Raw genomic sequence first — 26,425 nt, forward strand, 5'->3', positions numbered from 1 at the left:
GACTCCTTATAAATAATTGCTCTTGTACGAAATACCCAATGCGATGACATGTTCATAGTAAAAGTAAACTAAGTAGAAAATAAAAATCCCATAATAGAGGAACTTTTGATCTTTTTCTTTTACTAACCTAACTACCCAAGCAATTAAGATTAAATTGTATAAACCAAAGTAAATAGTAAACCTTGCAAAAATCCAGTTCTGGGAAGCAATTATCATGAAGATCAGATTCAATATACAGAGGTTTACAATATAATCACTATTGGGGAAGATATTTCTAAGCTTCTCTCTGCCTAAATACGCGATAAATAATGGCGCAGCATAAACTACTACCCTTAGAATACTGGCGCCACCTTCCGAGAACTCGCTGTAATGTCCGTATTGGGTATCCTCCAACGCACTAAAAAGTAAGCTTGAAAATTGGTTATACCCAACTACAACAATCATAGCAACAACTAACAAAGCAAATGTAGACTTGGTCCAGGCTTTTCTCCTGACCAAAAAATAGATAGGAATAAGTATGAGTGCACTTTGATGAAAGGTGGAAGCAAATAAGACAACTACAATGAATCTTTTCCAACTTCCATCCATGATGTATTTTGTCGCTGCAAAAATAATGGCTGCAGCAAGAAATTGTCTTATGCCATTCATTGAGACTAAGAACAAGCCACTTGTTATATAAACAAAGAGGCTAAGTTCTATCATTCTAGAGTACTTGTATAGGACTAATACGATTAGCAAATTGGTTATAAATGCTGTTGCTAGTATTAAAATTTGTGGATCTCCAGACAAACTTTTTAATATCATTTGAAGGATGCCAAATCCTATATCCTTTTCACTCCATACAAACCCCCAAGAAAAATCCTGTATCTGAAAAGAGTGCCGATAAAAATATGTGTCCCCGATATTTGTACGTAATCCTGATACTAATATTAGTGTGATCGTGGCCAACATCGTTAAATATCTATTTGGTTTAATCTCAACAGGCGAGTATATGGAAATAGACATAGCAGGCATGGAAAAGTAACGAGCGGCAAAAGCCAAGGAAAACACAATTAACAGGTTAAGATAAAGTACAGTCATTTTTTTAATCCTTTCATGAACAGCACTCTAAGCAATCCTTGTTTTCGAAACAATATACAAATACAGCAGATACCCAAATGGGATGGCCAAGGTTGTTATTCCCTTGTCAGGAGCATCGGAAATGAAATTCCTGTTATTCATGAACAAACTGCTTGATACATAGTGAATAGCTTGCCTAACCTTGAATGTAAAACCTACAAATGGGAGCTTCATCAATTCTTTTCGATAAAATGCAAATCCCTTTGGATTCTTACGATATTGCCTTAACATATTTACTGATGAACCATCAGGAAGATACTCCACGATACATAATGCTTCATTCATGATAAGTAATTCGTAGTCTTGATCCAGTTTATAATACTTATAAGCAAGGCCTACATATTTTTCTCCTTTAAAAATGGGATAGGGATATCTTTTAGTTAATTCTGTTCTGTATACTAACTTTTTATCTCCCTTTACGTCGTGTCTGTAATACAAATTGAAAAGTGTGGATGTTTTGTGATCTTTAGGTAATGGTGTCCCAATAATCTTACCGTTTGTAAAAAGATCTAAGCCAACAATTCCGCTTACTTTGTCGCTTCCATGTTCTTTCCAAAAGGATACTATTTTCTCTACCGCATCCTCTGGCATATAGTCATCCGAATCAATACATACATTTAATTCGGTTGTGATATGCTCATAGGCAGTGTTATGGGCGCCATGCATCCCTTGATTTTCTTGCCAGATGTACACTATTTCTATCTGGTTTTCGTTTCTCCAGGTATCAACTAATTCTTTCGTTCCATCAGTTGACCCGTCATCGATAATTAACCAAATGAAATCTTTGCTTGTTTGATCTTTTAAACTTTCGTAACATCTCCCAAGACAATAGCTTCTATTATATGTTGGTGTAAATACCGTCAATAATTTCATTTCCATGCCACCCTTTATATCGCTGAGTAAAAACCTTCCACCCATGATGCCGTGTTTCTGATGTCATACCCTTTCTCAGTTAATGCTGAGGCAGAATCTGTAGATCTATTCTTAGTTGTTTGTGAGAGCAAATTAATCTCCCTCACCCATTTTTCTTGTACTTTCAATGGTAGGAACTTTACCAAATCCAATCCCAAATCAACTTCATTCGTAATAGTATCTGAAATCAGGCATGGTACTCCTGCACATTGGGCCTCAACCAATGTAACCGGTAAACCCTCGTGCAAGGAAGGGAATACAAACAAATCTATCCCTTGTAATAGGCTAGGAATATCACTTCTCACACCCGAGAAAATGACTCTTTTCCCCAAACCTAAATGGTGAACCTTCTTTTCCAACTCTTTACGTAATAGTCCGTCTCCTATCAGTAAAAGATATACATGCTTATTCTCCTTAGCCACTTTTGCAAATACATCCAGCAAATACGAATGATTCTTTTGTTTATTAAACCTACCGATATGACCCAATACAAATGCAGAACTATCAAGTTGGAATTCTTCTTTTACCTTATCCCTGCCATGAGGTGAAAACATAAAGGTCCCAGGCTCAATTCCGTTTTTAAGGACTCTCGCATTCTTATTTTGTCGTTTGAACAACCACTGAGCAGCTTTATTCGAGCATGCGAGATAGTGAGTTGCATTTTTCAAAATCGCTTTACCTATATACCATTTATATAATCGGGCAAACATACTTCCTTCACTACTCGTATTATGACTATGTGCAATTCGATTTGGGATATTATGATCCTTTGCAACCTTTAAGACAAGTCCACTCATCTTATCCAAGTGTGAATGCACTATTTTATACTCCTTATGAGATCTAAAAAAGTGGTTCAGTTCTCTGATATATCCCCTGTGTCCAACATCTGAAATATAAGGAATACGATGAACCGTACCACCTAGCCTTTGAATTTCTTGGTCAAATACCCCTTCTTTACATGTAAGGAAATCAAACTGGATTCTTGATCGGTCAATGTTTCTATATAAGTTCATCAAAAGAGTTTCAGCACCACCACGATTCATATTAACAACAACATGCAGTACTCTTAATGGGCTTCCCAAAGCCTTCTCACCTCTTTGTCATTCATGAAATCTTTATACACCATGGCTAGTTGATTAAAGACGCTCTCTTTATTGAATTTAAGTTGTATGTATTGTCTGCCGTTTTCCCCCAATGATTTTCCCATCTTTCTATTCAGATAAATTTTTTTCAATGAATGTTGAAAACTCTCAACATCCATATCCTTTATCAGGAACCCATTCCATCCAACCTTCACCAGTTCCCGGTGTCCGCGGTTGTCACTCGCAACAACTGGTAGCCCACAAGCCATGGCTTCCATAATATTCACCGGAAGGCCTTCTCGGAAACTGGATCCTACCGCGACGTCACATGCTGGGAGGATCTGGTCGATGTCTTTTCTGAATCCCAGGAATTCCACTTGTGACGATACTCCAAGTCTTTCTGCCAACTTTTCACATTCTGCCAATAGCGTTCCTTCGCCTGCAAGCAAAAGACGAGCTTTAGGAAGCTCGTCTTTCAGGTTTGCCATGGCTTTTATGAGAAGTTTTTGATTTTTATTTTTATTGAATTCTCCTGCATAAAATAGAAGAAAGTCATCCTGCTTGAAGCCAAGCTTGAGTCGACGCTCTTTTTTCTGCTTTTCTGTAATTGGTTGAAACCTTGTTGTATCAACACCTACTCCATTTACCAAGTCGATTCTCGCAGCTTTAAACTGGTGGTCAACTGCCAGGCTGTAGTCTTCTGTATTGATGGTTATCAAGCAATCCGTTAAGCGGGCCAGTAACTTCTCAATAGGATAATAGATGATCCAGTTTAATAATGGAGCACCTTTACAAAAGTGAAAACCATGTGCAGTATAAATAACTTTCGCCCCTGCCTTTCTGGAATTCGTCGAAGCTAGACGGGCCAGCACTCCTCCAAGTGGGGTATGACAGTGTACGATAGTATATTGGTTTTCAGCTATGATAGTTTTTAATTCCTTGTATGCTTGGATATTTCCTAGATTAAAAGGTGATCGTTGAATGGGGATATTGTATTTCAGATCTGTAAATGGCAACGAGATGTTCCCGGATGCTGCAACATGCACTTCCCATCCTTGTTCTTTGAACCATTTCATCGTAGGAAGATGGAATGCTTTAAAATGGTAATCGACCGTTGCACAAAACAGAATTTTTTTAGCCATTATTTTCACCCACTATTTAATTGTTTCCCTATTCATAACACCAGAAAGGAACTCCAGTAATGGAAACCTCAGATCTTCATGCTTTAGAGCAAATTCAATAGTTGTTTCAATAAAACCCATTTTTTCCCCAACATCGTACCGCTTTCCTTCAAACTCGTAGGCATAGACAGCTTCAAAATGATTCAATGCGGCGATTGCATCTGTTAGTTGAATTTCTCCTCCTGCTCCTGGTGCTTGTGTTTCAAGTATGTCGAAAATCCTTGGTGTCAGGATATATCTCCCCATGATGGCGAGGTTGGAAGGCGATTCTTCCAATTTCGGCTTTTCTACTAAGGCATTAATGTTATAAAAGCGGTTGTTGATTTCTTTACCATCTACAATCCCATATCTGGATACTTGTTCTGGAATTACACTTTGAACACCCAATATGCTGGAGCTGAATCGATCGTATTGATCCATCATCTGTCTTAAACAAGGTGTTTCAGATTGGATAATATCATCGCCTAACAAAACAGCAAACGGCTCATTACCAATAAACTTTCGTGCGCACCATATGGCATGACCTAACCCTTTTGGCTCCTTCTGGCGAATATAATGAATATCCACCATCTTAGAGGATTTCTGCACTTCATTTAACAGTTCTACTTTCCCTTTGTTCAATAAGTTTTGCTCAAGCTCAAATGAATGATCAAAGTGATCCTCGATTGCTCTTTTTCCTTTTCCTGTCACGATAATTATGTCTTCGATTCCTGACTCAATTGCCTCTTCCACAATATATTGGATGGTTGGTTTATCTACGATTGGCAGCATTTCTTTTGGCATAGCCTTTGTTGCTGGAAGGAACCTGGTTCCAAGGCCAGCTGCCGGTATAATTGCCTTTCTTACTTTCACTATACTCACTCCCTCATTTATCCTGTTACCGATAGCATCACTTTTGATACTGGCTGTTCTTCCTCCACTACTTTTCTGTTAGCCAGATTCAGTAATGTTTCTCTGATATGCTGGCTTTCAGATTCTTCAAGTGTTTCAAGTAACTCCCCGATTTCATTCATATATAATTGAGAGGTTTTCCCGATATAAATCTTTGGATAGACTTGCTTTTCTTGTATTTCATTTTCATTTAATAGTTCTTCAAAAAGCTTCTCTCCTGGTCTTACACCCGAATATTCAATTCCAATATCTTCCACAGAATGACCGGAAAGCTTAATAAGGTTCTTGGCCAAATCCAGTATTTTTACTGGTTCACCCATGTCAAGGACAAAGATTTCTCCACCCCGGGCAAGGCTACCTGCCTGGATAACAAGTCTGGAAGCTTCGGGGATGGTCATAAAATACCGGATCATGTCAGGGTGGGTAACCGTAACTGGTCCCCCAACAAGTATCTGCTTTTTAAACAAAGGAATGACACTTCCACGACTACCTAACACATTTCCAAATCGTACAGCAATAAATTTCGTTGTACTCTTTTTATCAAGATCCTGTATAATCATCTCCGCTAATCGCTTCGTGGCTCCCATCACGCTCGTAGGATTGACTGCTTTATCTGAAGAAATCATGACAAAGGTGTGGACGTTGTTCCAATTTGCCGCAAGTGCCACATTTTTTGTTCCCAGTACATTGTTCTTTACGGCCTCTTCTGGATTCCTTTCCATCAAAGGTACATGTTTATGTGCTGCGGCATGATAAACAATATAGGGAGAATGTCTTTCCATTACCGTGTTCATTTTCTTACTATCCTGTATATCTGCAATTTCGGTGATAAATTCTATTTTGGTGTTTTTATATGTCTCTTTTAGCTCCATTTCAATGGAGTAGATACTATTTTCACCATGGCCCAGCAAAATAAGTTTGGCTGGATTAAACATGGAAACCTGACGGCAAATTTCTGATCCTATAGATCCACCAGCCCCAGTGACTAGAACGACTCTATTAGTGATGGTTTCTGAAATACTATTAATATCCAATTCTACCGGCGGTCTTCCTAATAGATCCTCCACTTGTACATCTCTGAAATTGTTCACAGAAACCTTGCCTGTCATAAGATCTTCCAACATTGGGAGTGTTTGAGTCTTTGCATTCGTCTTTCCGCATTCCAGGAATATTTTATGGAGTTCTTTCTGATGCAAAGAAGGAATGGCTATGACAATATGATCTATTGCCAAATTTTCGACTGTATCTGCAATATCCTGTCTGGATCCTACAACGGGAATACCCAAAATATCCAAATTTCTCTTTTTTGCATCATCATCTATAAATGCTACGGGCTGTAACTCAGAAGCGGGGTTATTTAATAACTGTCTGGCTACCATTCTACCTGCCGCACCTGCTCCTACAATCAGGGTCCGCTTTACAGACTCCTTTTTGATCAAGTAACTGTCTCTTATTATCCTCCAAGCGAATCGAGACCCACCAACGCATACCAGGTATATAAACCAGGATGATATAAGGAATCGCGTTTGGATTCCGTCTAGTATTAGAAGTTGTGCTGTAGCTGTAATTAGTGTGTTTAACGTAACGATCTTAATAATTATGTATAATTCCCCCACACTCGCATACTCCCATGCCTTCCTATACAGCTTATACTTGTGTGAAATCAGTGAATGTCCCATAAGCAAAAAAATAATGGAAAAGAGTGAAGTTTGAATTTTTCCATCTAGGGTACTCCCGTTTGCCAGGAAATCACCTAAAATAATAGCGAGAAAAAGTAATAATAAATCTGTAAACAATAAAAAAGACACTCTGACAAAACCTGTCAATTCACTTCCTCCCTCCTGAAAATGGTTTTTGTTTAAATTCCTTAAGGATAGATCGAATACTACTTCGGTTCCATCCCTAAGGAATTTAATTAAACATGGGCATTCAACCCGCCCTCACACCACACTACCGACAACTTGTGTCTAAGGCTGTTACACCCACAGCATGATCGAGTGCCTCCATTGATACCGGCAAGGAGACATCGCCGTTATATAGTCATAAATTTTCTTAATTAAGAACGAAAGGTTTAAAAAAATTTATTTAATAATCCTCTAGGCTTCGCATTCAATATGACACCAAGCAAGTTTGCCTTGGCTATTTCCAAAGCTTTCTTTGCTTCTAGTGCAAGAGAATTTTCTGTTTTACCATTTTTAACGACGAGGATGACTCCATCACATTTACTGGCAAATATCCTCGTATCATTCCCTTTCAGAGCTGGAGCTGAATCGATAAGTATGTAATCAAAGGAGCTTGATATCCCTTCAAGAAGTTGATCCAAGGTGATGGATTTGAATATTTTTTCTGTACTATATGGGATAGGTCCGGCTGTTAATACTCTTAATCTACCGATATTTGTTTGGTTGACGGTTTCCTCGAATGTTTTTTGCCCAGTCAGGATATTAGTCAAGCCCATCGTATTTTTTATTTTGAATACCTTATGCAAGGTTGGCTTCTTTATGTCTGTATCGATAAGAAGCACAGTCTGGCCGTTTTCTGCCAAGGCAGCTGCCAGGTGAGTGACGATGGTCGTCTTTCCTTCTTTATAACTTGGGGATGTGAATATAAGAGTTTTACATTTATTTTCAAATGATGAAAATTCGACATTCAACCTGATTCTTTCTATCTCTTCGATTAATGATTGAGGTGTTTGTTTGATGTTGCGCTTAAAACCCTTTTTAAATAGATTTAGATTCACTGACGTCACCTCTTACATAGGATTCACTCTTTTTCTCTTTATTGTTGGAAAGTATTTTCTTTTTATATTTTGAAACAGTTCCAAGTACAGGGACTTCCAATAAATTTTCCAAATCACGCTCAGATCTTATTTTGTTATCAAGAGTGTCCAGTAAGAAAATGAATCCAATCCCTATAATGATGCCAAGCACAAATCCTATTTGTATTAAACGGTTGGATTCTGGATTTATTGGCTGCTGATTTTCCTTTACTTCTGCTGGTGATAATATTTCAATGGAATTGAAATCCAACGTGCTCGCGACTTGGGATTTAAAAACTTCCGCTGTTTTGTTAGCAATTTCCGCAGACCGATGGGGATCGGAGTCAATCACAGCTATTTTAACTATTTGCGAACTTTCGACCGTATGAACACTTATTTGATTACTTAAGCTTTCCATAGATCTCTGCAGGTCAAGTTCCTGAATGACCGACTGTAGCACAGGTGGCTCTTTTACAAATACCATCAGAGTGTTAATAAAACTTGAACTATCCTGTATAAGTAAACTGGCGGATGTTTGGTAAAGGGGGGTCGGCTTGGAAATTGACTTGTAAAATGCTGAAGCGGCTGTTGTAATCATTACTATTAGAATCAGTATCCAAGACTTTTTTATAAGTAGCTTAATTATTTTACTGATTTCTATTTCCTTTTCTTTCCCATTATTCATGACTTTCGCCTACTTTCTTGTAAAAAACACTATGCTTTATTAAGAACGACCAATGTAAAAAAATTTACAATATTGGATTTAACCAAATTATAGTTCATTATATAGAACATGTCAACGAACAATTTCGCTTCTTTTGTTCAAACTACGCTATTAAATTCACTCTTTCTTAAAGTAAGTGTAATTATCTTCTTTCCAAGCTTTAGTTTTTCTCTTACAAAATTCCGGTTTGCCATGAATTTATTCTGATCAGTAATATCATATTTGCAACTGGGACATTCCCAACTCCCAAATTCAAAACTGCTATAAGAGTTATGCTTGCATCTACTGCAAATTTTCATGTACATCGAGGGTAATCATCCTTAATTTATGAATTTTGATAAGAATTATATAACATTTCGTTCTTAATAAAAAACATTGAATCTATCTATTTTTTTATTATAAAGAATCTTTTTCTTTCATTATCTTCATTTTTCGCTCGTTTTCTAATCTTTTCGTTTTTTTCAAAGAACAAATTGTGCTATATAATGAACTTTATACATAAAAATAAGGAGATAGATAATGATAGGAGAGCGGATTAGAAAGCTAAGGAAAAGCAAGGGGTATTCGTTAAGCGAGCTTGCTGAAAAAGCTGGCGTATCAAAATCATATTTAAGTTATTTAGAACGGGATCTTCAAACAAATCCTTCGTTGCAGTTTCTTCAAAAGATATCATTAAGTTTAGGGACAGACATAGAATATCTTCTAGACGGGGCGTCGATTGCTAAAGTAGAAAAAAACAGAAATATTGTAGATGAGGAATGGAAAAAGTTAATCCAGAAAGCCATCCGAGAAGGTATGACAAAAGAGGACTTCGTTAAATATCGTGATTATCTCCAATTTCAAAAATGGCAAATGTACAGTCAAAAAAGCAGTAAGGAGGAAGGCACAAGTGGCTAATGATTTAGATTCGGAATGGGTCGATTTAATACTTGAAGCTAAAGAAATAGGTTTGACGGAAGAGGAAATAAGGATTTTTTTTATGGAATCAACAATTCGTGAGGCATTAGTTAATAATTAAGCATCATCATTTCCTATCATAAAATAGTAAAAACCACTCTTCCAATTGGGAGAGTGGTTTTATTTATTAAGCAAAATAAGCAATTGTCAGTGTTAGGATGAAGAATAACACGGAAAGAACAACTGTCGTACGGTGTAGGATAAGGTCTAGACCGCGCGCTTTTTGTTTTCCGAAAAGTGTTTCTGCTCCTCCGGAGATCGCTCCGGAAAGGCCGGCACTTTTACCGGATTGAAGTAAAACTACTGCGATAAGTCCTAGTGCTACAATAATAAGTAAGATAGTTAATAAGATCGTCATGTAAACTACACCTCCTGCAACGCACATATAACATTACATTAAATGTACCATATATTGTGAAGGGGGACAAGTGTACTATTTGTATAAATTAAACTATACACAAATCAATTGATATTCCGGAAACTAAATAACTTACATTAACATACATTGGATAGTAATTTCATTATTATTTTCCGTGGCTTTTGCTTCTTATAATCTTTTTCACCGAGTTTATATAAAAATTCAAGATTTTGTTTTTCAATAGCATTTAGATAGTCATTTGGAAAATATTTTCTACATCCCTCATTTTTTAAACACTCTCTTATACTTTTGTTTTTCACAAACTCATTAATTTTTTCGTAAATATCACTTTCACTTAAATTACTAAAAAATAAGTTCATTAAACAGGTTCTTAATGTATTTAATAGCATTATACTTACTCCATTATACCTTTTCTGTTTACTATCCAAAAAATAGTCTTCAATTACTTCTTTTTGTATTTGATATCCATTGATTGCATCATTAAATAGATACGACATATATTTACTTGAAGTACCACCAAACCTATAATAATACAATGGTCTATTAATAACTTTTACTCTATTTGATTTTAAAAGCATTTCCAAATTGTAATACAAGTCTTCACCAAAGAAATGTATTCTGTTAAGATACTTGCCGCTTGTAATTAATAATTCCTTCTTGTACAACTTTGCACATAAATTAGACGGAAAGGGATGCCCATGTAAATATGCTACTACTAATTCATTGTTAATATCAATTTTTTCATATACTCTGTTTTTTCTAAAATAAATACTCTCATTTTTATGCTTAATTATTGCACTATTTCCTATTACTTTATACATATCACATACTGCAATATCACTATTACTTTGAACGATTGCATTAAGTAATGTTTCCACAGTCTCTACATGAATCCAATCATCCGCGTCAACAAACATAATATAAGGAGAGTTAGAAACCTCTAAACCTTTTCTTCTTGTAGCTATACAGCCTTCATTATTCTTATTAATTAATTTTACTCTTTTGTCTATCTTAGTGAATTTTTCACAAATGTCTAAGCTATTATCAGTTGACCCGTCATTCACTAAAACTACTTCAATTTCTTTGTAGGTTTGCTTAAGAATTGAGTTAATGCATTTCTTTAGATATTTTCCTGCATTATATATGGGTACTATTACGCTAACAGTATTCATTTGCACCTCCAAGATTTCTAATAATTTTTGTTTTAATATAACAATACCACGTTCTTTATAAAGAACGCAACGTTTTTCACAAAAATAGAAACCAACTCTAGTGCGGGCCTGATCCTTGCGGTCGTGCGTTGTTTATTATGCATTGTAAGTGCAATGCTAGTGGTACCTATAAAGATTCTGTGGATGGTCTGGCTCCTTTACGGTGAAGAATAACAAAAAATACCCCGGCCTCGGCCGGGGTATTTTTTGTTATTTCTTCAAATTATAAAAGGATTTCAACCCATCATAACGCGCAGTGTCGCCAAGCTGGTCTTCGATGCGAAGTAGTTGGTTGTATTTTGCTACGCGGTCTGTACGGGATGGTGCGCCTGTTTTGATTTGGCCGGAGTTTGTTGCTACGGCGATGTCGGCGATTGTGCTGTCTTCTGTTTCACCGGAACGGTGGGAGATGACTGCAGTGTAGCCAGCGCGTTTTGCCATTTCGATTGCTTCGAAAGTTTCTGTAAGTGTACCGATTTGGTTCACTTTGATCAGGATGGAGTTACCGATTTTGCGTTCGATACCTTCAGACAATTTCTTTGTGTTCGTTACGAAAAGATCGTCCCCTACAAGTTGAACTTTGCTTCCGATACGCTCAGTCAGTAGCTTGAAGCCTTCCCAGTCGTTCTCGTCCAAGCCGTCTTCGATGGAGATGATTGGGTATTTTTCAGCCATTTTTTCGTAGAAGCTTACCATTTCCTCAGAAGTGTATACTACGCCTTCACCTTTAAGGTGGTATTTGCCGTCTTCTTTGTTGTAGAACTCAGAAGCTGCAGCATCCATTGCCAGCATTACTTGCTCGCCTGGCTTGTAGCCAGCTTTTTCGATCGCTTCGATGATTGTTTGAAGTGCTTCTTCGTTTGAACCAAGGTTTGGAGCGAATCCTCCTTCGTCACCTACAGCAGTGTTCAAGCCTTTTGCGCTTAATACTGATTTAAGTGCGTGGAAGATTTCAGCGCCCATACGCAATGCTTCTTTGAAGTTTTCCGCTCCAACAGGCATTACCATGAATTCCTGGATGTCTACGTTGTTGTCAGCGTGCTCTCCACCGTTGATGATGTTCATCATTGGTACTGGAAGAGTTTTTGCGTTGAATCCGCCTAGGTATTGGTATAAAGGAACTTCAAGGAAGTCAGCTGCTGCGCGAGCTACTGCCATGGAAACACCAAGAATTGCATTTGCACCTAATTTTCCTTTGTTTTCTGTACCGTCAAGCTCGATCAATGCTTCGTCGATTGCCACTTGCTCAAGAACATCGAAAAGACCTACCAATTCAGGAGCGATGTGCTCGTTCACGTTTTCAACCGCTTGTTGAACACCTTTTCCTAGGTAACGGGATTTGTCACCGTCGCGAAGTTCAACTGCTTCGTATTCACCAGTTGATGCTCCACTTGGTACTAATGCGCGTCCGAACGCACCTGATTCTGTGTAAACTTCTACTTCGATTGTTGGGTTACCGCGGGAGTCGAGGACTTCGCGTGCGTAAATATCAGAGATAATTGGCATGTAAAACGCTCCTTTTTAGTTGAATTTATTTTTTAATTAAAGACGTTCCAGTCATTTCATTCGGTTTTGCCACTCCAAGCAAGTCTAACACTGTTGGAGCCAAATCGCCAAGAATACCGCCGTCACGTAATTCCGCGCCTTTGCGCGTTACGATCACAGGTACTGGATTTGTTGTATGTGCAGTCATTGGGTTACCTTCCGTCGTGACTACTTCATCGGCATTTCCGTGGTCTGCGGTGATGATTGCCACACCATCTTTTTCAAGGATGGCATTTACCACTTTTCCTAAGCATTCATCTGTCACTTCCACAGCCTTGATGGTTGGCTCAAGCATTCCGGAGTGTCCGACCATATCAGGGTTTGCAAAGTTCAGGATGATCGCATCATGTTTGTCCGCCTCTATTTCGGCCAGGAGTGCGCTTGTCACTTCATAGGCACTCATTTCCGGCTTCAGGTCGTAGGTTGCCACTTTTGGTGAGTCAATCAAAAGACGTTCCTCACCAGGGAATGCATCCTCACGTCCACCGCTCATAAAGAAGGTAACATGTGGATATTTTTCCGTTTCGGCAATGCGCAGCTGCTTCAGGCCGTTTTGGGATAGTACTTCACCAAGCGTATTATCCATTCCGACAGGCTTGAACGCTACATATCCGTCCACGGTTTCACTGAAATGTGTGAAGCAGACGAACATCAGGTTGTCCGGGTGCTTCGGTCCACGGTCGAAGGAACGGAAGTCCTTGTTTGTGAACGTGTTGGAAATCTGGATCGCTCGGTCCGGGCGGAAATTATAGAAAATGACCGCATCGTCCTCCTGGATGGTGGCAACTGGGCTTCCATCTTCCTTTGTCATGACAGAAGGAAGGACGAACTCATCAAAGATTCCGTTGTTGTAGGAGTCATTGACGCATTCCATCGCATTGGAGTAGGTCGGGCCTTCTCCGTAAACCATGGCGCGGTACGACTTTTCCACACGATCCCAGCGCTTGTCACGGTCCATGGAGTAATAGCGTCCAGAGATTGTTGCGATTTCGCCGACTCCAAGATCGAGAAGCAGTTCGTTCAGCTGCTTGATGAACTCAGACGCGCTTTTTGGTGCAACATCGCGGCCATCCAGGAAACCATGGATGTAGACGCGCTCCAGGCCTTCTCTTTTTGCCAGTTTTAAAAGGGCAAATAGATGCTGGATATGGCTGTGAACCCCACCATCGGAAAGCAAGCCGAAGATGTGCAGGTTCTTGCCGTTTTGTTTTGCATGATTGATGGCGTTCAGGAAGCTTTCATTTTCATAAAAATCGCCTTCGCGGATTGCCACATTCACACGTGTCAAACTTTGGTATACGATGCGGCCGGCACCGATATTCAAATGTCCAACCTCGGAGTTGCCCATCTGTCCTTCCGGTAGCCCGACTGCTTCCCCGCTTGCCGTCAATTCAGCATGGGGATACGTATTCCAGAAATGATCGAAGTTCGGTTTATTCGCTTGCGCAACGGCATTACCCATTGTCTCGCCGCGCAATGCGAAACCGTCCAAGATGATTAATGCTACTGGCTTTTTACTCATTCTTACCTGCCTCCAAAAGCTGTAAGAAAGATTGTGCCTCTAAGCTCGCTCCGCCTACAAGCGCCCCATCGATATCTGATTGAGCCATGTATTCTGCGATGTTAGTAGGCTTTACGCTTCCGCCGTACTGAATGCGGACTGCATCTGCTGCAGCCTGGTCAAATTCAGACGCGATGACACTGCGGATGTGTGCGCAAGTTTCGTTTGCATCTTCAGCAGTGGAAGATTTGCCTGTTCCGATTGCCCAGATAGGCTCGTATGCGATGACAGTCGTTTTTACTTGATCAGAAGTTAAGCCTGTTAAAGCTTTTTTCACCTGATCTCCTACGATGTCGTTCGTCTTGCCGGACTCACGCTCTTCAAGCGTTTCACCGCAGCAAACGATCGGCGTTAGGCCATGTTTGAAAGCTGCAAGAGTTTTCTTGTTCACTGTTTCGTCCGTTTCTGCAAACATTTCGCGACGCTCGGAGTGACCAAGGACTACATAGGATACACCGATGTCTTTTAACGCAACAGGGCTCACTTCGCCAGTGAATGCTCCCCTATCTTCAAAGTGCATGTTCTGTGCACCGATTTTCAGGTCTTTTCCTTCCACATTTGAAACAAGACGCTCTAAGAATAATGCAGGCGCACATACAACTGCGTCCACTTTATCTGTAGAAGGTACAAGTCCTTTTACCTCTTCCACAAAGCTTGTCGCTTCAGAAAGCGTTTTGTGCATCTTCCAGTTACCAGCAATAATTGGTTTACGCATGGTATCCTTCCTTTCAAAGCCAGATTTTATCTTGCTGTATTACTTATCGTTCAGTGCCACTACTCCAGGAAGCTCTTTGCCTTCCATGAACTCAAGGGAAGCACCGCCACCTGTCGAGATATGGCTCATCTTGTCTGCCAGGTTAAATTTTTCAACCGCAGCCGCAGAGTCTCCCCCACCGATGACAGAGTATGTATCCTTTGCTTCTGCCAAGGCTTCACCTACTGCTTTTGTTCCGCCGGCAAATGCATCAAGTTCAAATACTCCCATTGGTCCATTCCAGATGACAAGCTTGGAATTCTTGATCACATCCGCGTAGATTTCACGGGATTTAGGTCCGCAATCAAGTCCTTCCCAGTCGCTAGGGATTTCTTCAATAGGAACTATTTTCGTGTTTGCATCGTTGGAAAAATCGTCTGCAACGACAACATCGACAGGCATGTACATGTTTACGCCTTTTTCCTTTGCTTTGTCCATGAAGGATTTCGCAAGGTCGATTTTATCTTCTTCAAGCAGTGACTTTCCTACATCATAGCCTTTAGCTTTGATGAACGTGTAAGCCAGTCCACCACCGATGATCAGATTGTCCACTTTATTGAGCAGGTTCTCGATCACACCGATTTTATCTTTAACCTTTGCTCCACCGATGATCGCCGTGAATGGGCGTTCCGGGTTAGAAAGGGCTTTTCCTAGTACTTCCAATTCTTTTTCCATCAAGAGGCCTGCTACTGCCGGTAAGTGCTGAGCAATTCCTTCTGTGGAAGCATGTGCACGGTGAGCTGCGCCGAATGCGTCGTTTACGTAAACATCAGCAAGTGCTGCAAACTCTTTTGCAAGTTCTGGATCATTTTTCTCTTCACCAGGATAGAAACGTACGTTTTCCAAAAGAAGAACGTCTCCCTCGCTCATTTCGCTTACCATGTTCTTCACAGAATCGCCGTAAGCTTCATCCGCTTTTTTCACATCTTTACCAAGAAGCTCCTGTAGACGGGCTGCTACCGCGTTTAAGCGAAGCTCTTCCACTACTTGCCCTTTTGGACGGCCCAAGTGGCTCGCAAGCAACACTTTCGCTCCTCCATCAACCAAATGCTTGATTGTCGGCAATGCTGCACGGATACGAGTCTCGTCTGTTACTTGTCCGTCCTTCATCGGTACGTTAAAGTCCACACGGCAAAATACGCGCTTGCCTTTTACGTCGATGTCACGAATACTTTTCTTGTTCATCTTCAAACGGCCTCCCTTGAAAGGAATTTATTTGCTTCATTTTGAACATGAGAAAAGAGGGAGGGGTGTGTTCCCCATTCCCCCTCTACTTCACATTTCTTATTATAGAATGCTTTCGCGGTTTATTCCAAATATTATCTAGCGGAAGTTTAAATCCTGCGGGTAAAATGGCTTCGAATTTCTTCGTCAGCTCGTCTCTCCGCTCCTCACGTATGTAAAAATACGCTGTGGTGCTCGAGCCTTCGCTTCCTCGAACTTCTTTGCCATTTTCGTCCTCGGATTTTAACTACAAAAATTAAAGTCCTTTAGAAGCGATGTACTTCGCAAGGTCAACTACACGGTGGGAGTATCCGCTCTCGTTGTCATACCAAGAGATTACTTTTACCATGCTGCCTTCCATTACCATTGTAGATAATGCATCGATAGTGGAAGAATCAGGGTTACCGTTGTAGTCACCAGATACTAGTGGCTCTTCAGAGTAGCCAAGGATTCCTTTTAAGTCGCCTTCAGCAGCTGCTTTGAACGCTGCGTTTACTTCTTCTGCAGTCACTTCTTTGTCAAGCTCAGCAACAAGGTCAACTAAAGATACGTTTGGAGTTGGAACACGCATTGCTCCACCGTTCAATTTACCTTTAAGCTCAGGCAATACTAGGGATACCGCTTTTGCAGCTCCTGTAGAAGTCGGGATGATGTTCTCAGCTGCAGCACGCGCACGACGGTAGTCTTTGTGTGGCAAGTCTAAGATCTGTTGGTCATTTGTGTAAGAGTGAACAGTTGTCATCATTCCACGCTTGATACCGAACTTGTCGTTCAATACTTTCGCGAATGGCGCCAAGCAGTTAGTCGTACAAGATGCATTAGAGATAACGTTGTGGTTAGCTGCATCGTACTTGTCTTCGTTAACACCCATTACGATTGTGATATCCTCATCAGATGCAGGAGCAGAGATGATTACTTTCTTCGCGCCAGCTTCCAAGTGTTTCGCAGCGTCTGCACGCTTCGTGAAGAATCCAGTAGATTCAACAACGATGTCTACTCCAAGCTCGCCCCAAGACAATTTCGCCGGGTCACGCTCAGCTGTTACTTTGATTGTTACGCCGTCAACTACAAGGTTGTCGCCGTCCACTTTCACGTCAGCAGCCAATTTGCCGTGTACGCTGTCATATTTTAATAGGTGAGCAAGCATGTTAGCATCTGTCAAGTCGTTGACTGCTACTACTTCTACCTCAGAGTTCTTTAATGCTGCGCGGAATACGTTACGTCCAATACGTCCAAATCCGTTAATACCAATCTTTACTGCCATGTTAATTTCCTCCTTAGTTTGCTAAGAAATTTTTTGTGGTCCCGTTTAACACCGCAGTTGATTTCCGCACTAGGCTGCGCTTTCCGCGGGGCGATTGTGGAGCCTCCTCGGCTCCGCCTGTGGGGTCTCCACTAATCGCTTTCTCCCGCAGGAGTCTTCGCCTATTGCTCCAATCACCTGCTAGTTTATATAAAAACATACTGTGTTTTCACAGAACCTTATTATTAAGGGTTGTTACTCCCTAATTAACTCTTTTGCCGCTCCTTCATCCGTGATGAGGATGGTATGGGGAGCTTTTTTTAAATATGCACGGATCGCCTTTGCTTTCGATGCGCCACCCGCTACTGCAATCACACATTCTATCTTTTCCAAATCTGCCAACTGCATTCCTACGGTTTGAACTTTATGCACTACCTCGCCGGCTTCGTTAAAATAGTAGCCAAAAGCTTCTGCGACTGCATGTGCCTGTTCGATTTTCTGCATATTTTCAGGTGCTGTTTTACGGCGTTGTGCCATTGTTTTAGCGTCTCCAATTCCATGAATAACCATACTAGAATTTTTGATCAACCCGATCACTTCTTTAATGGATGGTTCCTCTATCATGGACTGGTACGACTCGTGACTGAGCGAATCAGGGATGTGGAGCAATCGGTAATTGCCCATCGCCTTTTCTGCCATCGTCGCACAAATGGTATTTGCCTGGTTCTGCACCTTTTCGCCAAGGCCGCCACGTGCAGGGACAAACAGCAATTCACGGTTTTTCGTGTCCGGCTTCATCATCTCGGCAACGGAGGAAATGGTTGTTCCACCAGCCACTGCGATGATATTTTCGTCATGGAATCTTTTGCGCATCGTGTTCACGCATGCCCGACCCATCTCTTTTTTAACCCAAGGGGATTGGTCACTGTCTCCCGGAACGACGACTACCTTTGAAATACCTAACTTTTCTTCTATTCCCGCTTCAAGTACCTTTAAACCGGAAACCTCTTTCATGATTTCCTCCAGGCTCTTTAAAAGAACGGTACCCTCTTGTGTCAGTGTCATGCCGGCAACACTCACATGAATCAGGTTTTGCGCTTTAAGGAAGTCGACTTCACTTCTCAGCACACGCTCACTCAAGCCAAGACTGCCTGACAAGCTTCTTCTTCCGATCGGCTGCATCAACCTTATGTAACGCAGGATTTCGTATCGTTTCTGCATAATGGAAAGAAGATCAGGCAACAATTTCTTTTGTACTTCAATAATCTGTTTCATTATAGCTTCCCCTTTAAGGTGCAGATTTTACCTTATTGGACATTATATGTCCCGCTATGACATATTGTGTCCCAGTAGCGGTAAAAAAAATCACCCTTGCTACAAGTTGATTGTAACAAAGGTGAAACCCTTATGCAACTAGGGTCTATCGGATTTTTTCAAGTAAACGCTTTCTTATTTCTTCTTTGTTTATGATACCGTAACCAAGCATTTCCCCATCACATTCCACCACAGGAATCATGATTTGATATTTTTCCAGTAAGGCATCATCCTTATAGATATCCACTTCTTCTATTGTAAAGTCCATCTCGCCCTGCAGCTCCTGAAGCCTGGCTTTCGCCTTTTCGCATAGCGGACAGTCCAACTTTGTATAAAACATCAGATTCAACTCTCTTACACCCTTCTCAATCGTAGCGTTTTCTCATCGAGGAGCTCGGGATATTCAACAGATCCCGATATTTCGCAACCGTCCTTCTGGAGATAGCTATACTATACTCCTTTTGCAGGAGGTTTGTCAGCTGTTGATCGGATAAAGGCTTCCGCTTATCCTCAGCTTTTACCAGTTCCTCTACAAGCTGCTGCACCTGCTTGGTTGACTTCTCTTCATCAAACTGGCCTGTCAGGCTCTGACTGAAGAAATATTTCAATTCAAACAGTCCGAACGGCGTCTGCACGTATTTTTCCTTTGTCGCCCGGCTTACCGTCGACTCATGTACGTTAAGGCGTTCCGCAATATCCTTCAGAGTCAGCGGCTTCAAGAAGGATGGCCCGTTCAGGAAAAAGGACAGCTGTGCCGAAACGATCTCTTCCATCACTTTTACAAGCGTGTACTTGCGATGCTCGATGCTTTTCACGATCCATTGGCACTGCTGGAGCTTCTCCTGAAGATAGGCATCCACTTCACCCTGGGAGGAAAGACTTGATTTGTATTTCTCATTGATTGCAATCTGCGGCACGATCTCCTCATTCAACGAAACGACGAACTGATGATGCAGTTGCTGAACAATCAAGTCAGGAATGATATACCGCGGCTTCTCCGTTGTCTCATATAGATTCCCCGGACGCGGGTGCAGCTTCACGATCTCATCGTGAACCTCCTGAATTTCCTTTAAACTGATATCATGCTTCTTCGCCAAGGTCTTCCACGCTTTTTCAGCAAAAAGGGTGAAGTCCTCTTCCAGGATCTTTTCTGCCAAGTGTGAACGATTCGGCAGCCTTCTCAATTGAAGCAGTAAACATTCCTTCAAATCCTTCGCCCCTACTCCTGCCGGCTCTAAGCTCTGGATTCCTGCGATGGCCTGTTCTACCTCATGGGTCGGTACCCTTAGCTGCTGTGCGATTGTTTTAGTTTCTTCCTGTAAATATCCGTTCTCATCTATATAGTCGATCATTCGTTTAATAAGTTGCAGTGGGTTTTCCGCCAGCCCGCTATCCAATAGCTGCTGCTTCAAATGGTGATGAAGGGTTTCCCCATGCCTACTGAAGTTCTCAATCGAAAAGCCCTGTTTTGCCCCTGCTTTGCTGCGCTGTCTCAGGCGCTTGACTCGAGAAGCCGCAAACTCCCTTGGAGCCTCCAGTTCCTTCAGCTCTAAAAGGGGGTTTTCCAGAGATTGCTCTTGCAGAAAATCAAGCAGCTCATGCGAAGAATACTGCAGCAACGTAATGGCCTGCTTCAACTCCTGCGTCATCGCAAGCTTCAGTGTTTGTTCCTGATACAAACCTACAGATTGCTTCATTCCCATTCTCCCTTCTTTCCTTGCCTTCTTTTTGTCAGTCTTCAGGTGCAACCGTCCGTTGCCCCACTCTCGTTTCAGTGTGTATCAGTCAGAAAACGGACGCTGGCACCTCATTTGTAAGCGCATTCTTATTGTACATGAGAACAGACCCAAATTGTATCGAAAAATGTTGGAAGCCCTGTATCCCCCTATAACTATACGCCCACTTCACGGCGGGAATGCAGGGAAGCGGTAAATAACATCTTATTGTAATAAAAAAGGGGGGCATAATAGAAAGGGGCCTGACCCTCAGCGCTTTAAAGCGCTGAGGGTCAGGCCCCTGTTGTTATGTAAACAAATAGAAAACCCAGTGTGCCGACACTGGGTTGAAAGTTAAATGTTTTTCACGGCGCTTGTCCGCTACTTGTAATATTGTAACATAGGTTTTTGCTTGATCTGAGCTGTAAGTTTTTCCAGTTAGCAGCTTATGTAAGAATGGCGCGCTCGGAGGGATTCGAACCCCCGCATGACGCGGTACCGGAAACCACCGCTCTATCCCCTGAGCTACGAGCGCTTATTGAGTATGTCCATATGCTATTATAGCTCGAAACAACAATTCAAGCAAGCTACAAAATCTATTTCCTTCAATTCTAAACAGCTATGTTAAAATTACACTAGTATAAGATTTTCTATATTATTATTATTGAGGTGATTATTTTGTACATTTTCTTTTATTTACTCTATGCCTTGATGGCAATTGGTCTTGTATGTCTTCTATCCTATTTTGCATATTCCATCATTCGCGGAAAAAAACATATTTTTTCTTGGTTCATTCTTATTATTCTTATAGTCTTCATCGTTTTTACTATTTGGCAAGGACTTGATGTGCTTCAATAATCCTAATTAAGTTGCTTAACATCCCGATTAGAGGCTGGAGTTAAAACCACCTTTTACCTATTAGGAAGTTTAATTGCCTTTCATAATGGATATCATTATTACATGGAGAAAAATAGGGGTTTTTGCGATGGTTTTTATTTGACCATTATTGACCTTATATGTATGATAAAAGTACATAAAGTTAAAGAAATACTGATTTATTGGTCTAGGTTCCCGAATGATATCTGTAACACTTTTTCTGTTATGGAATCTAATACATATGAACCTAGCAAAACTCAGATTATTACCTAATTTAAAGGAGGAAAAGTGAGATGAACTTAATTCCTACAGTTATTGAACAAACAAGCCGTGGAGAGCGTGCATATGACATCTACTCCCGTCTATTAAAAGATCGCATCATCCTTCTTGGGAGTGCAATCGACGACAACGTGGCAAACTCCATCGTTGCCCAACTTCTATTCCTGGCAGCAGAAGATCCAGAAAAGGATATCTCGCTTTACATCAACAGCCCGGGCGGATCCATCACTGCCGGTATGGCAATCTATGACACAATGAACTTCATCAAGCCAAATGTCAGCACAATGTGTGTAGGTATGGCAGCTTCCATGGGAGCTTTCCTACTTTCTGCAGGTGCTAAAGGCAAGCGCTTTGCCCTGCCAAGCTCTGAAGTCATGATCCATCAGCCACTTGGCGGTGCACAAGGACAGGCAACGGAAATCGAGATTGCTGCAAAACGCATCCTCTTCCTACGCGAAAAGCTGAACACAATCCTTTCCGAGAACACAGGCCAGCCGATCGAAGTAATCTCACGCGACACAGACCGTGACAACTTCATGACAGCGGAAAGAGCGCTTGAGTACGGATTGATTGATAAGGTTATTAAAAATAACTAATAGTTAGCAGAAGAGCCCCCGATTCGGATGGATTGGGGGTTTTTTATTTGTTTTTACGATAAAACACGGGTTGCGGCGGGTAAACTCGGTAGCTCTCCAGGGTAAAAAAGGCGTTATGCACAAAAAATTCGATTTGCGGTGAATTATAATGTCTTTATGCACAAAGATTTGCATTTGCGCTCAATTCTGCCCCATTTACGCTCAAAAAAAAACCATTTATGCACAAACCGCGTTATCCGACATTCATCGACACCCACTGGCAAGACCATCGTAGCACTCTCGAACACTCTCTCAATAGAGCTGTAGCCGCTATGAGTATACTAAACCTCCCAAATTTGAAAGAATCACTCATTTTCGCAGCATACCATTTTTTAATCAAACGTTTGTTTCACAACACCCCGAAATCCCTCAACCACGCCCTGCAAAACTTGTCAAAACAAATTAACGTTTTAAAAAAGGATTTGCAGGATAATTCCGCAAAACTCCCTAAAATCAGAAAAAACCCTATAAATCCCTCTACCAAAATATCATTTTTTAAACAAACGTTTGTTTCACGACACCGCAAAACCCCTCAACCACGCCCCGCAAAACTTGTCTATAAAAAATAACGTTTTAATAAAGGATTTCCAGTATAACAACACCACCCAAAACCCCGCAGACCCAGCCCAAACAAAAAAAGGACACCATCCACGGTATCCTTTTCCCTTAATTTTCTTGCTGTACGTATGTGGTCAATGCTGCGATTGCATCCTCTTCGTCGTGGCCATCGGCGATCAGGGTGATGGTTGCTCCGGAACCGATTGCAAGGCTCATTAGGCCCATGATGCTTTTTGCGTTCACCTTTTTGCCGTCTTTTTCTAGGAATACATCGGATGAGAAGCGGTTTGCTTCTTGTACGAAAAGGGCTGCTGGGCGTGCTTGTAAGCCTGTTTTCAAACGAACATCTACTTGTTTTTGTACCATTATTCTTCCTCCTCTATATCTATTTATATTTTTAATTAATGAACGGTTTCTCCTGCACGTAATTTATCGGCGATCTCATCAATTTTGCGTAAGCGGTGATTGATACCGGATTTGCTGATGGTGCCGCTCGACACCATTTCCCCAAGCTCCTTCAGGGTCACATCCTGATAGTTGACGCGGAGCTCAGCAATTTCCCTCAATTTATCGGGCAGGATATGAAGCCCTACAGTGCGGTCGATGAAGCGGATGTTTTCGACCTGCCTGATGGCAGCTCCTATCGTTTTATTCAGATTGGCGGTTTCGCAGTTCACGAGACGATTGACACTATTTCTCATGTCGCGCACGATGCGGATATCCTCGAATTTCAACAACGCTTGATGGGCACCGATGATGCTGAGGAATTCAGCGATCTTCTCTGCCTCTTTCAAGTATGTGATGAATCCTTTCTTGCGTTCCAGCGTTTTACTGTTTAAGTGAAACATATTCATAAGCTCGCATAAAGATTCGTTATGTTCATGGTAAAGTGAAAAAATTTCAAGATGATAGGAAGACGTTTCCGGATTATTCACGGAACCCCCTGCAAGGAATGCACCGCGCAAATAGGAGCGCTTGCAGCATTTCTTTGCGATCAATTCCGGTGATATGTCACGGACAAACGTAAAGCCGTCCTTCAGTATCTTCAATTCATCAAGGATATAGTGCGCCTGCTCGGCATAGCGAACAATATAGACGTTATTCTTCTTCAGCCTCATTTTCTTACGTACAAGCAGCTCGACACGTACATCATATATCTTTTTTGTCAGCGTATAGATCCTTCTCGCTATCGCAGCATTTTCCGTTTGAATATCCAATATCAATTTCCTGTTGGAAAAGGAGAGCGAACCGTTCATCCTGATTAATGCAGCAAGCTCGGCTTTTACGCAGCAGTCCTTGATTTCAATGGTTGTTAATTCTTTCTTCGTTTCAGAAGCGTAGGACACGATTGATCACCCCCCAGTGAATAAATGTTGGGGAAGCGATGAGTCATTTTAAAAGGAAAACCCCTCATCTCTAACCACCTAAGACGTGCACCCGTTTGCATTTTTTTCTATTTTTCTTGACGTATCATCGAGTATAAAAGCGCTGCCACTTTTTGTGTGTCATGTCTAATATATCCATCTTCGTATCGGATAATCTTATCATGGACAATCTTCAGGCCCATTTCCGATAATTTTGCGATGTCATAGACAACCGGAGTGGCATATTCCTTCTTATATCGGAATTTTATCTCTTCCGGAATATCCTCTTCATTTACAAGGATCGTATCCATAAAAGGACACCCAAGATGATCATACAAGGTTTTTACATGGTCGCTTGCCGTGTAGTCCAAAGTTTCGCCGGCTTGCGTCATCACATTGCAGATATATATTTTTTTAGCATTAGACTCACAGACCGCCTCGCCGATTTTAGGCACCAGCAGGTTTGGCAGGATACTGGTATACAGGCTACCAGGCCCAACGATGATCAGGTCGGCTTTCCTGATTTCCTCCACAGATTCACGGAGAGGCTCCACGTTTTCAGGTGTCAGGAATACCCGCTTGATCTTTTTACCGGAGTAGGGAATTTTGGATTCACCGGAAATCACCGTACCATCTTCCATTTCCGCATGAAGGACGACACTCTGGTTTGCTGCAGGGAGCACTTTGCCCCGTACATTCAATACCTTGCTCATCTCGCGTATTGCGTGAACAAAATCCCCGGTGATGGTGGTCATTGCTGCCAAGAGCAAATTGCCTAGTGAATGGCCGGACAGGCCGTTGCCCGCTTGAAAACGGTGCTGGAAAAGATCCTCCACCAATGGTTCTACATCGGATAGGGCCGCGAGTACATTGCGGACATCACCCGGAGGCGGGATATGGAGCTCGTCACGCAGTCTGCCTGAGCTTCCGCCATCGTCTGCCACTGTTACAATGGCAGTGATGTCCACATCATAATGTTTCAATCCCCGAAGCAGGACAGGAAGACCTGTGCCTCCTCCAAGAATGACAATTTTCGGAAGTTTTGAACGACTCATCAGCGTTTTTCCTTTCGCCGCTCGATATCACGATGTGTAACCAGCGTATCATAATCGTCCTTGAAATGCTTTGCAAAGTACTCCGCTAGAGTCACAGAACGGTGCTGGCCGCCTGTGCAGCCGATCGCAATCACAATCTGGCTTTTTCCTTCACGCTTATAGTAAGGAAGCATAAAGCTCAAAAGATCTGTCAGCTTTTCAATGAACTTCTGTGTTTCCGACCATTTTAGCACATAGGAAGATACTTCTTCATCCAATCCGGTCATCGGCCTCATATGATCGATGTAATGCGGATTTGGCAGGAAACGGACATCAAAGACAAGATCTGCATCAATCGGGAGTCCATATTTAAATCCAAAAGAAAGGACATTCACCTTGAAAGTTTGTTTGGAGTGCGTTGCAAATTGTTTGAGGATTTTCTCTCTAAGTTCTCGCGGTTTTAAATTGGAAGTATCGAGAATCAGCTGAGCACGGCCTTTCAGCTCTTCTAACAACTCACGTTCATGTTCGATTCCCTCAAGCGGCAATCCCGATTTCGCAAGCGGATGTGACCGTCTTGTTTCCTTATAGCGGCTGACAAGCACCGAATCCTTTGCATCCAGGAACAGGATCTGCGGCGTCACCCATGATAGCTCGGAAATATCGTCAAGCGCTTCAAACAAGCTGTCGAAGAATTCCCGACCCCTAAGATCCATGACAAGGGCTACCTTGTTCATCTTGTTTCCGGACTCCTCCATCAGCTCCAGAAATTTCGGCAAAAGTGTAGGAGGAAGATTGTCCACGCAGAAAAAGCCTAAATCCTCCAAGCTTTGAATGGCAACGGTTTTGCCTGCTCCACTCATTCCAGTAATAATGACTAATTCCACATCACTGCTCGTACCTGTACTCATGCTGCTTCCTCTCCTTTATTTGTAACGTTTTCGCAGACATTGTTGCTTTTGTCGAATCAAAATGTATACACGTGAAATTTCGTATCATCGTGCTCTTTTCGGTGTATGAGATCATTTACTTTTTTAAAATAATGCATAGGGTATTACTGTAAAAAATCCAAAACCCGATTTTTTTTGTCAAAACAACAAACTTTACGA

Annotated in this window: 25 protein-coding genes and 1 tRNA gene; 3 read left to right on the top strand and 23 right to left on the bottom strand. The window is 41.5% G+C overall.

What is annotated here, in order from left to right:
* Positions 1 to 6: 6 nt before the first annotated feature.
* From JOC95_RS00600 to JOC95_RS00635, 8 genes are all read right to left on the bottom strand, one after another.
* On the bottom strand, positions 7 to 1,080 hold the full coding sequence (locus tag JOC95_RS00600) for an EpsG family protein (RefSeq protein WP_204412469.1): 1,074 nt from the start codon (positions 1,078 to 1,080) through the stop codon (positions 7 to 9).
* A gap of 27 nt (positions 1,081 to 1,107) precedes the next feature.
* Positions 1,108 to 1,992: a glycosyltransferase family 2 protein gene (locus tag JOC95_RS00605; protein WP_204412471.1), complete on the bottom strand. Its 885-nt coding sequence runs from the start codon at positions 1,990 to 1,992 to the stop codon at positions 1,108 to 1,110.
* A 14-nt stretch (positions 1,993 to 2,006) separates the two neighbouring features.
* The gene (locus tag JOC95_RS00610; protein WP_204412474.1) at positions 2,007 to 3,113 is read right to left on the bottom strand and encodes a glycosyltransferase family 1 protein; all 1,107 of its coding nucleotides are present in this window, start codon (positions 3,111 to 3,113) and stop codon (positions 2,007 to 2,009) included.
* Entirely contained in the window at positions 3,098 to 4,258 is a 1,161-nt protein-coding gene (locus JOC95_RS00615) for a glycosyltransferase (RefSeq protein WP_204413380.1), read from the bottom strand. Before JOC95_RS00615 ends, JOC95_RS00610 begins: the two co-directional genes overlap by 16 nt.
* Before the next feature lie 9 nt (positions 4,259 to 4,267).
* Entirely contained in the window at positions 4,268 to 5,149 is an 882-nt protein-coding gene (galU, locus tag JOC95_RS00620) for a UTP--glucose-1-phosphate uridylyltransferase GalU (protein ID WP_204413381.1), read from the bottom strand.
* 14 nt (positions 5,150 to 5,163) lie between these two features.
* Positions 5,164 to 7,011, bottom strand: coding sequence for a polysaccharide biosynthesis protein (locus JOC95_RS00625; RefSeq protein WP_239582646.1), 1,848 nt, complete (start codon positions 7,009 to 7,011; stop codon positions 5,164 to 5,166).
* 245 nt (positions 7,012 to 7,256) lie between these two features.
* Positions 7,257 to 7,925, bottom strand: a complete 669-nt coding sequence (locus JOC95_RS00630; RefSeq protein WP_204412477.1) for a polysaccharide biosynthesis tyrosine autokinase — start codon at positions 7,923 to 7,925, stop codon at positions 7,257 to 7,259.
* The gene (locus tag JOC95_RS00635) at positions 7,906 to 8,628 is read right to left on the bottom strand and encodes a YveK family protein (protein ID WP_204412480.1); all 723 of its coding nucleotides are present in this window, start codon (positions 8,626 to 8,628) and stop codon (positions 7,906 to 7,908) included. The genes JOC95_RS00630 and JOC95_RS00635 overlap by 20 nt, the downstream gene beginning before the upstream one ends.
* 558 nt (positions 8,629 to 9,186) lie before the next feature.
* On the opposite strand from JOC95_RS00635, the gene JOC95_RS00640 reads away from it, so the two are divergent.
* Positions 9,187 to 9,564 carry a helix-turn-helix domain-containing protein gene (locus tag JOC95_RS00640; protein WP_204412483.1) on the top strand — a complete coding sequence of 126 codons (378 nt, stop codon included), beginning with the start codon at positions 9,187 to 9,189 and terminating at the stop codon, positions 9,562 to 9,564.
* Complete coding sequence (locus JOC95_RS00645) at positions 9,557 to 9,685, top strand: DNA-binding anti-repressor SinI (protein ID WP_204412486.1); 129 nt, start codon at positions 9,557 to 9,559, stop codon at positions 9,683 to 9,685. The genes JOC95_RS00640 and JOC95_RS00645 overlap by 8 nt, the downstream gene beginning before the upstream one ends.
* Before the next feature lie 66 nt (positions 9,686 to 9,751).
* Here JOC95_RS00645 and secG read toward each other — a convergent pair whose 3' ends face one another.
* The 11 genes from secG to JOC95_RS00700 form a co-directional block, all read right to left on the bottom strand.
* The gene (secG, locus tag JOC95_RS00650) at positions 9,752 to 9,982 is read right to left on the bottom strand and encodes a preprotein translocase subunit SecG (RefSeq protein WP_204412489.1); all 231 of its coding nucleotides are present in this window, start codon (positions 9,980 to 9,982) and stop codon (positions 9,752 to 9,754) included.
* Positions 9,983 to 10,119: 137 nt separating this feature from the next.
* Complete coding sequence (locus JOC95_RS00655) at positions 10,120 to 11,175, bottom strand: glycosyltransferase family 2 protein (protein WP_204412492.1); 1,056 nt, start codon at positions 11,173 to 11,175, stop codon at positions 10,120 to 10,122.
* Positions 11,176 to 11,424: 249 nt separating this feature from the next.
* Positions 11,425 to 12,720: a phosphopyruvate hydratase gene (eno, locus tag JOC95_RS00660; RefSeq protein ID WP_204412494.1), complete on the bottom strand. Its 1,296-nt coding sequence runs from the start codon at positions 12,718 to 12,720 to the stop codon at positions 11,425 to 11,427.
* A 25-nt stretch (positions 12,721 to 12,745) separates the two neighbouring features.
* Positions 12,746 to 14,281 (bottom strand): 2,3-bisphosphoglycerate-independent phosphoglycerate mutase, encoded by a 1,536-nt coding sequence (gpmI, locus tag JOC95_RS00665; RefSeq protein WP_204412496.1) that lies wholly within the window; start codon positions 14,279 to 14,281, stop codon positions 12,746 to 12,748.
* Complete coding sequence (tpiA, locus tag JOC95_RS00670; RefSeq protein WP_204412498.1) at positions 14,274 to 15,035, bottom strand: triose-phosphate isomerase; 762 nt, start codon at positions 15,033 to 15,035, stop codon at positions 14,274 to 14,276. Before tpiA ends, gpmI begins: the two co-directional genes overlap by 8 nt.
* 39 nt (positions 15,036 to 15,074) lie before the next feature.
* Complete coding sequence (locus JOC95_RS00675) at positions 15,075 to 16,259, bottom strand: phosphoglycerate kinase (RefSeq protein ID WP_204412500.1); 1,185 nt, start codon at positions 16,257 to 16,259, stop codon at positions 15,075 to 15,077.
* 295 nt (positions 16,260 to 16,554) lie between these two features.
* Positions 16,555 to 17,562, bottom strand: a complete 1,008-nt coding sequence (gene gap, locus JOC95_RS00680) for a type I glyceraldehyde-3-phosphate dehydrogenase (protein ID WP_204412502.1) — start codon at positions 17,560 to 17,562, stop codon at positions 16,555 to 16,557.
* Positions 17,563 to 17,796: 234 nt separating this feature from the next.
* Positions 17,797 to 18,816, bottom strand: coding sequence for a sugar-binding transcriptional regulator (locus JOC95_RS00685; RefSeq protein ID WP_204412504.1), 1,020 nt, complete (start codon positions 18,814 to 18,816; stop codon positions 17,797 to 17,799).
* 145 nt (positions 18,817 to 18,961) lie between these two features.
* The gene (locus JOC95_RS00690; RefSeq protein WP_419096215.1) at positions 18,962 to 19,195 is read right to left on the bottom strand and encodes a glutaredoxin family protein; all 234 of its coding nucleotides are present in this window, start codon (positions 19,193 to 19,195) and stop codon (positions 18,962 to 18,964) included.
* Between the two features lie 25 nt (positions 19,196 to 19,220).
* A complete protein-coding gene (gene rpoN / locus JOC95_RS00695) occupies positions 19,221 to 20,552 on the bottom strand; it encodes an RNA polymerase factor sigma-54 (RefSeq protein ID WP_204412508.1) in 1,332 nt (443 codons plus the stop codon).
* Positions 20,553 to 21,027: 475 nt separating this feature from the next.
* Positions 21,028 to 21,105 (bottom strand) — tRNA-Arg (locus tag JOC95_RS00700).
* Between the two features lie 634 nt (positions 21,106 to 21,739).
* Here JOC95_RS00700 and clpP point away from each other — a divergent pair.
* A complete protein-coding gene (gene clpP, locus JOC95_RS00705) occupies positions 21,740 to 22,321 on the top strand; it encodes an ATP-dependent Clp endopeptidase proteolytic subunit ClpP (protein WP_204412509.1) in 582 nt (193 codons plus the stop codon).
* A gap of 705 nt (positions 22,322 to 23,026) precedes the next feature.
* Here clpP and JOC95_RS00710 read toward each other — a convergent pair.
* The 4 genes from JOC95_RS00710 to rapZ form a co-directional block, all read right to left on the bottom strand.
* Positions 23,027 to 23,284: an HPr family phosphocarrier protein gene (locus JOC95_RS00710; RefSeq protein ID WP_204412510.1), complete on the bottom strand. Its 258-nt coding sequence runs from the start codon at positions 23,282 to 23,284 to the stop codon at positions 23,027 to 23,029.
* A 35-nt stretch (positions 23,285 to 23,319) separates the two neighbouring features.
* Positions 23,320 to 24,264, bottom strand: a complete 945-nt coding sequence (gene whiA / locus JOC95_RS00715; RefSeq protein WP_204412511.1) for a DNA-binding protein WhiA — start codon at positions 24,262 to 24,264, stop codon at positions 23,320 to 23,322.
* Between the two features lie 107 nt (positions 24,265 to 24,371).
* The gene (locus tag JOC95_RS00720; RefSeq protein WP_204412512.1) at positions 24,372 to 25,337 is read right to left on the bottom strand and encodes a gluconeogenesis factor YvcK family protein; all 966 of its coding nucleotides are present in this window, start codon (positions 25,335 to 25,337) and stop codon (positions 24,372 to 24,374) included.
* Positions 25,337 to 26,227 (bottom strand): RNase adapter RapZ, encoded by an 891-nt coding sequence (rapZ, locus tag JOC95_RS00725; protein ID WP_204412513.1) that lies wholly within the window; start codon positions 26,225 to 26,227, stop codon positions 25,337 to 25,339. The genes JOC95_RS00720 and rapZ overlap by 1 nt, the downstream gene beginning before the upstream one ends.
* Positions 26,228 to 26,425: the final 198 nt, after the last annotated feature.

Origin of the sequence: Sutcliffiella tianshenii (genome assembly GCF_016908565.1) — a bacterium.
Lineage (GTDB): Bacteria > Bacillota > Bacilli > Bacillales > Bacillaceae_I > Sutcliffiella_A > Sutcliffiella_A tianshenii.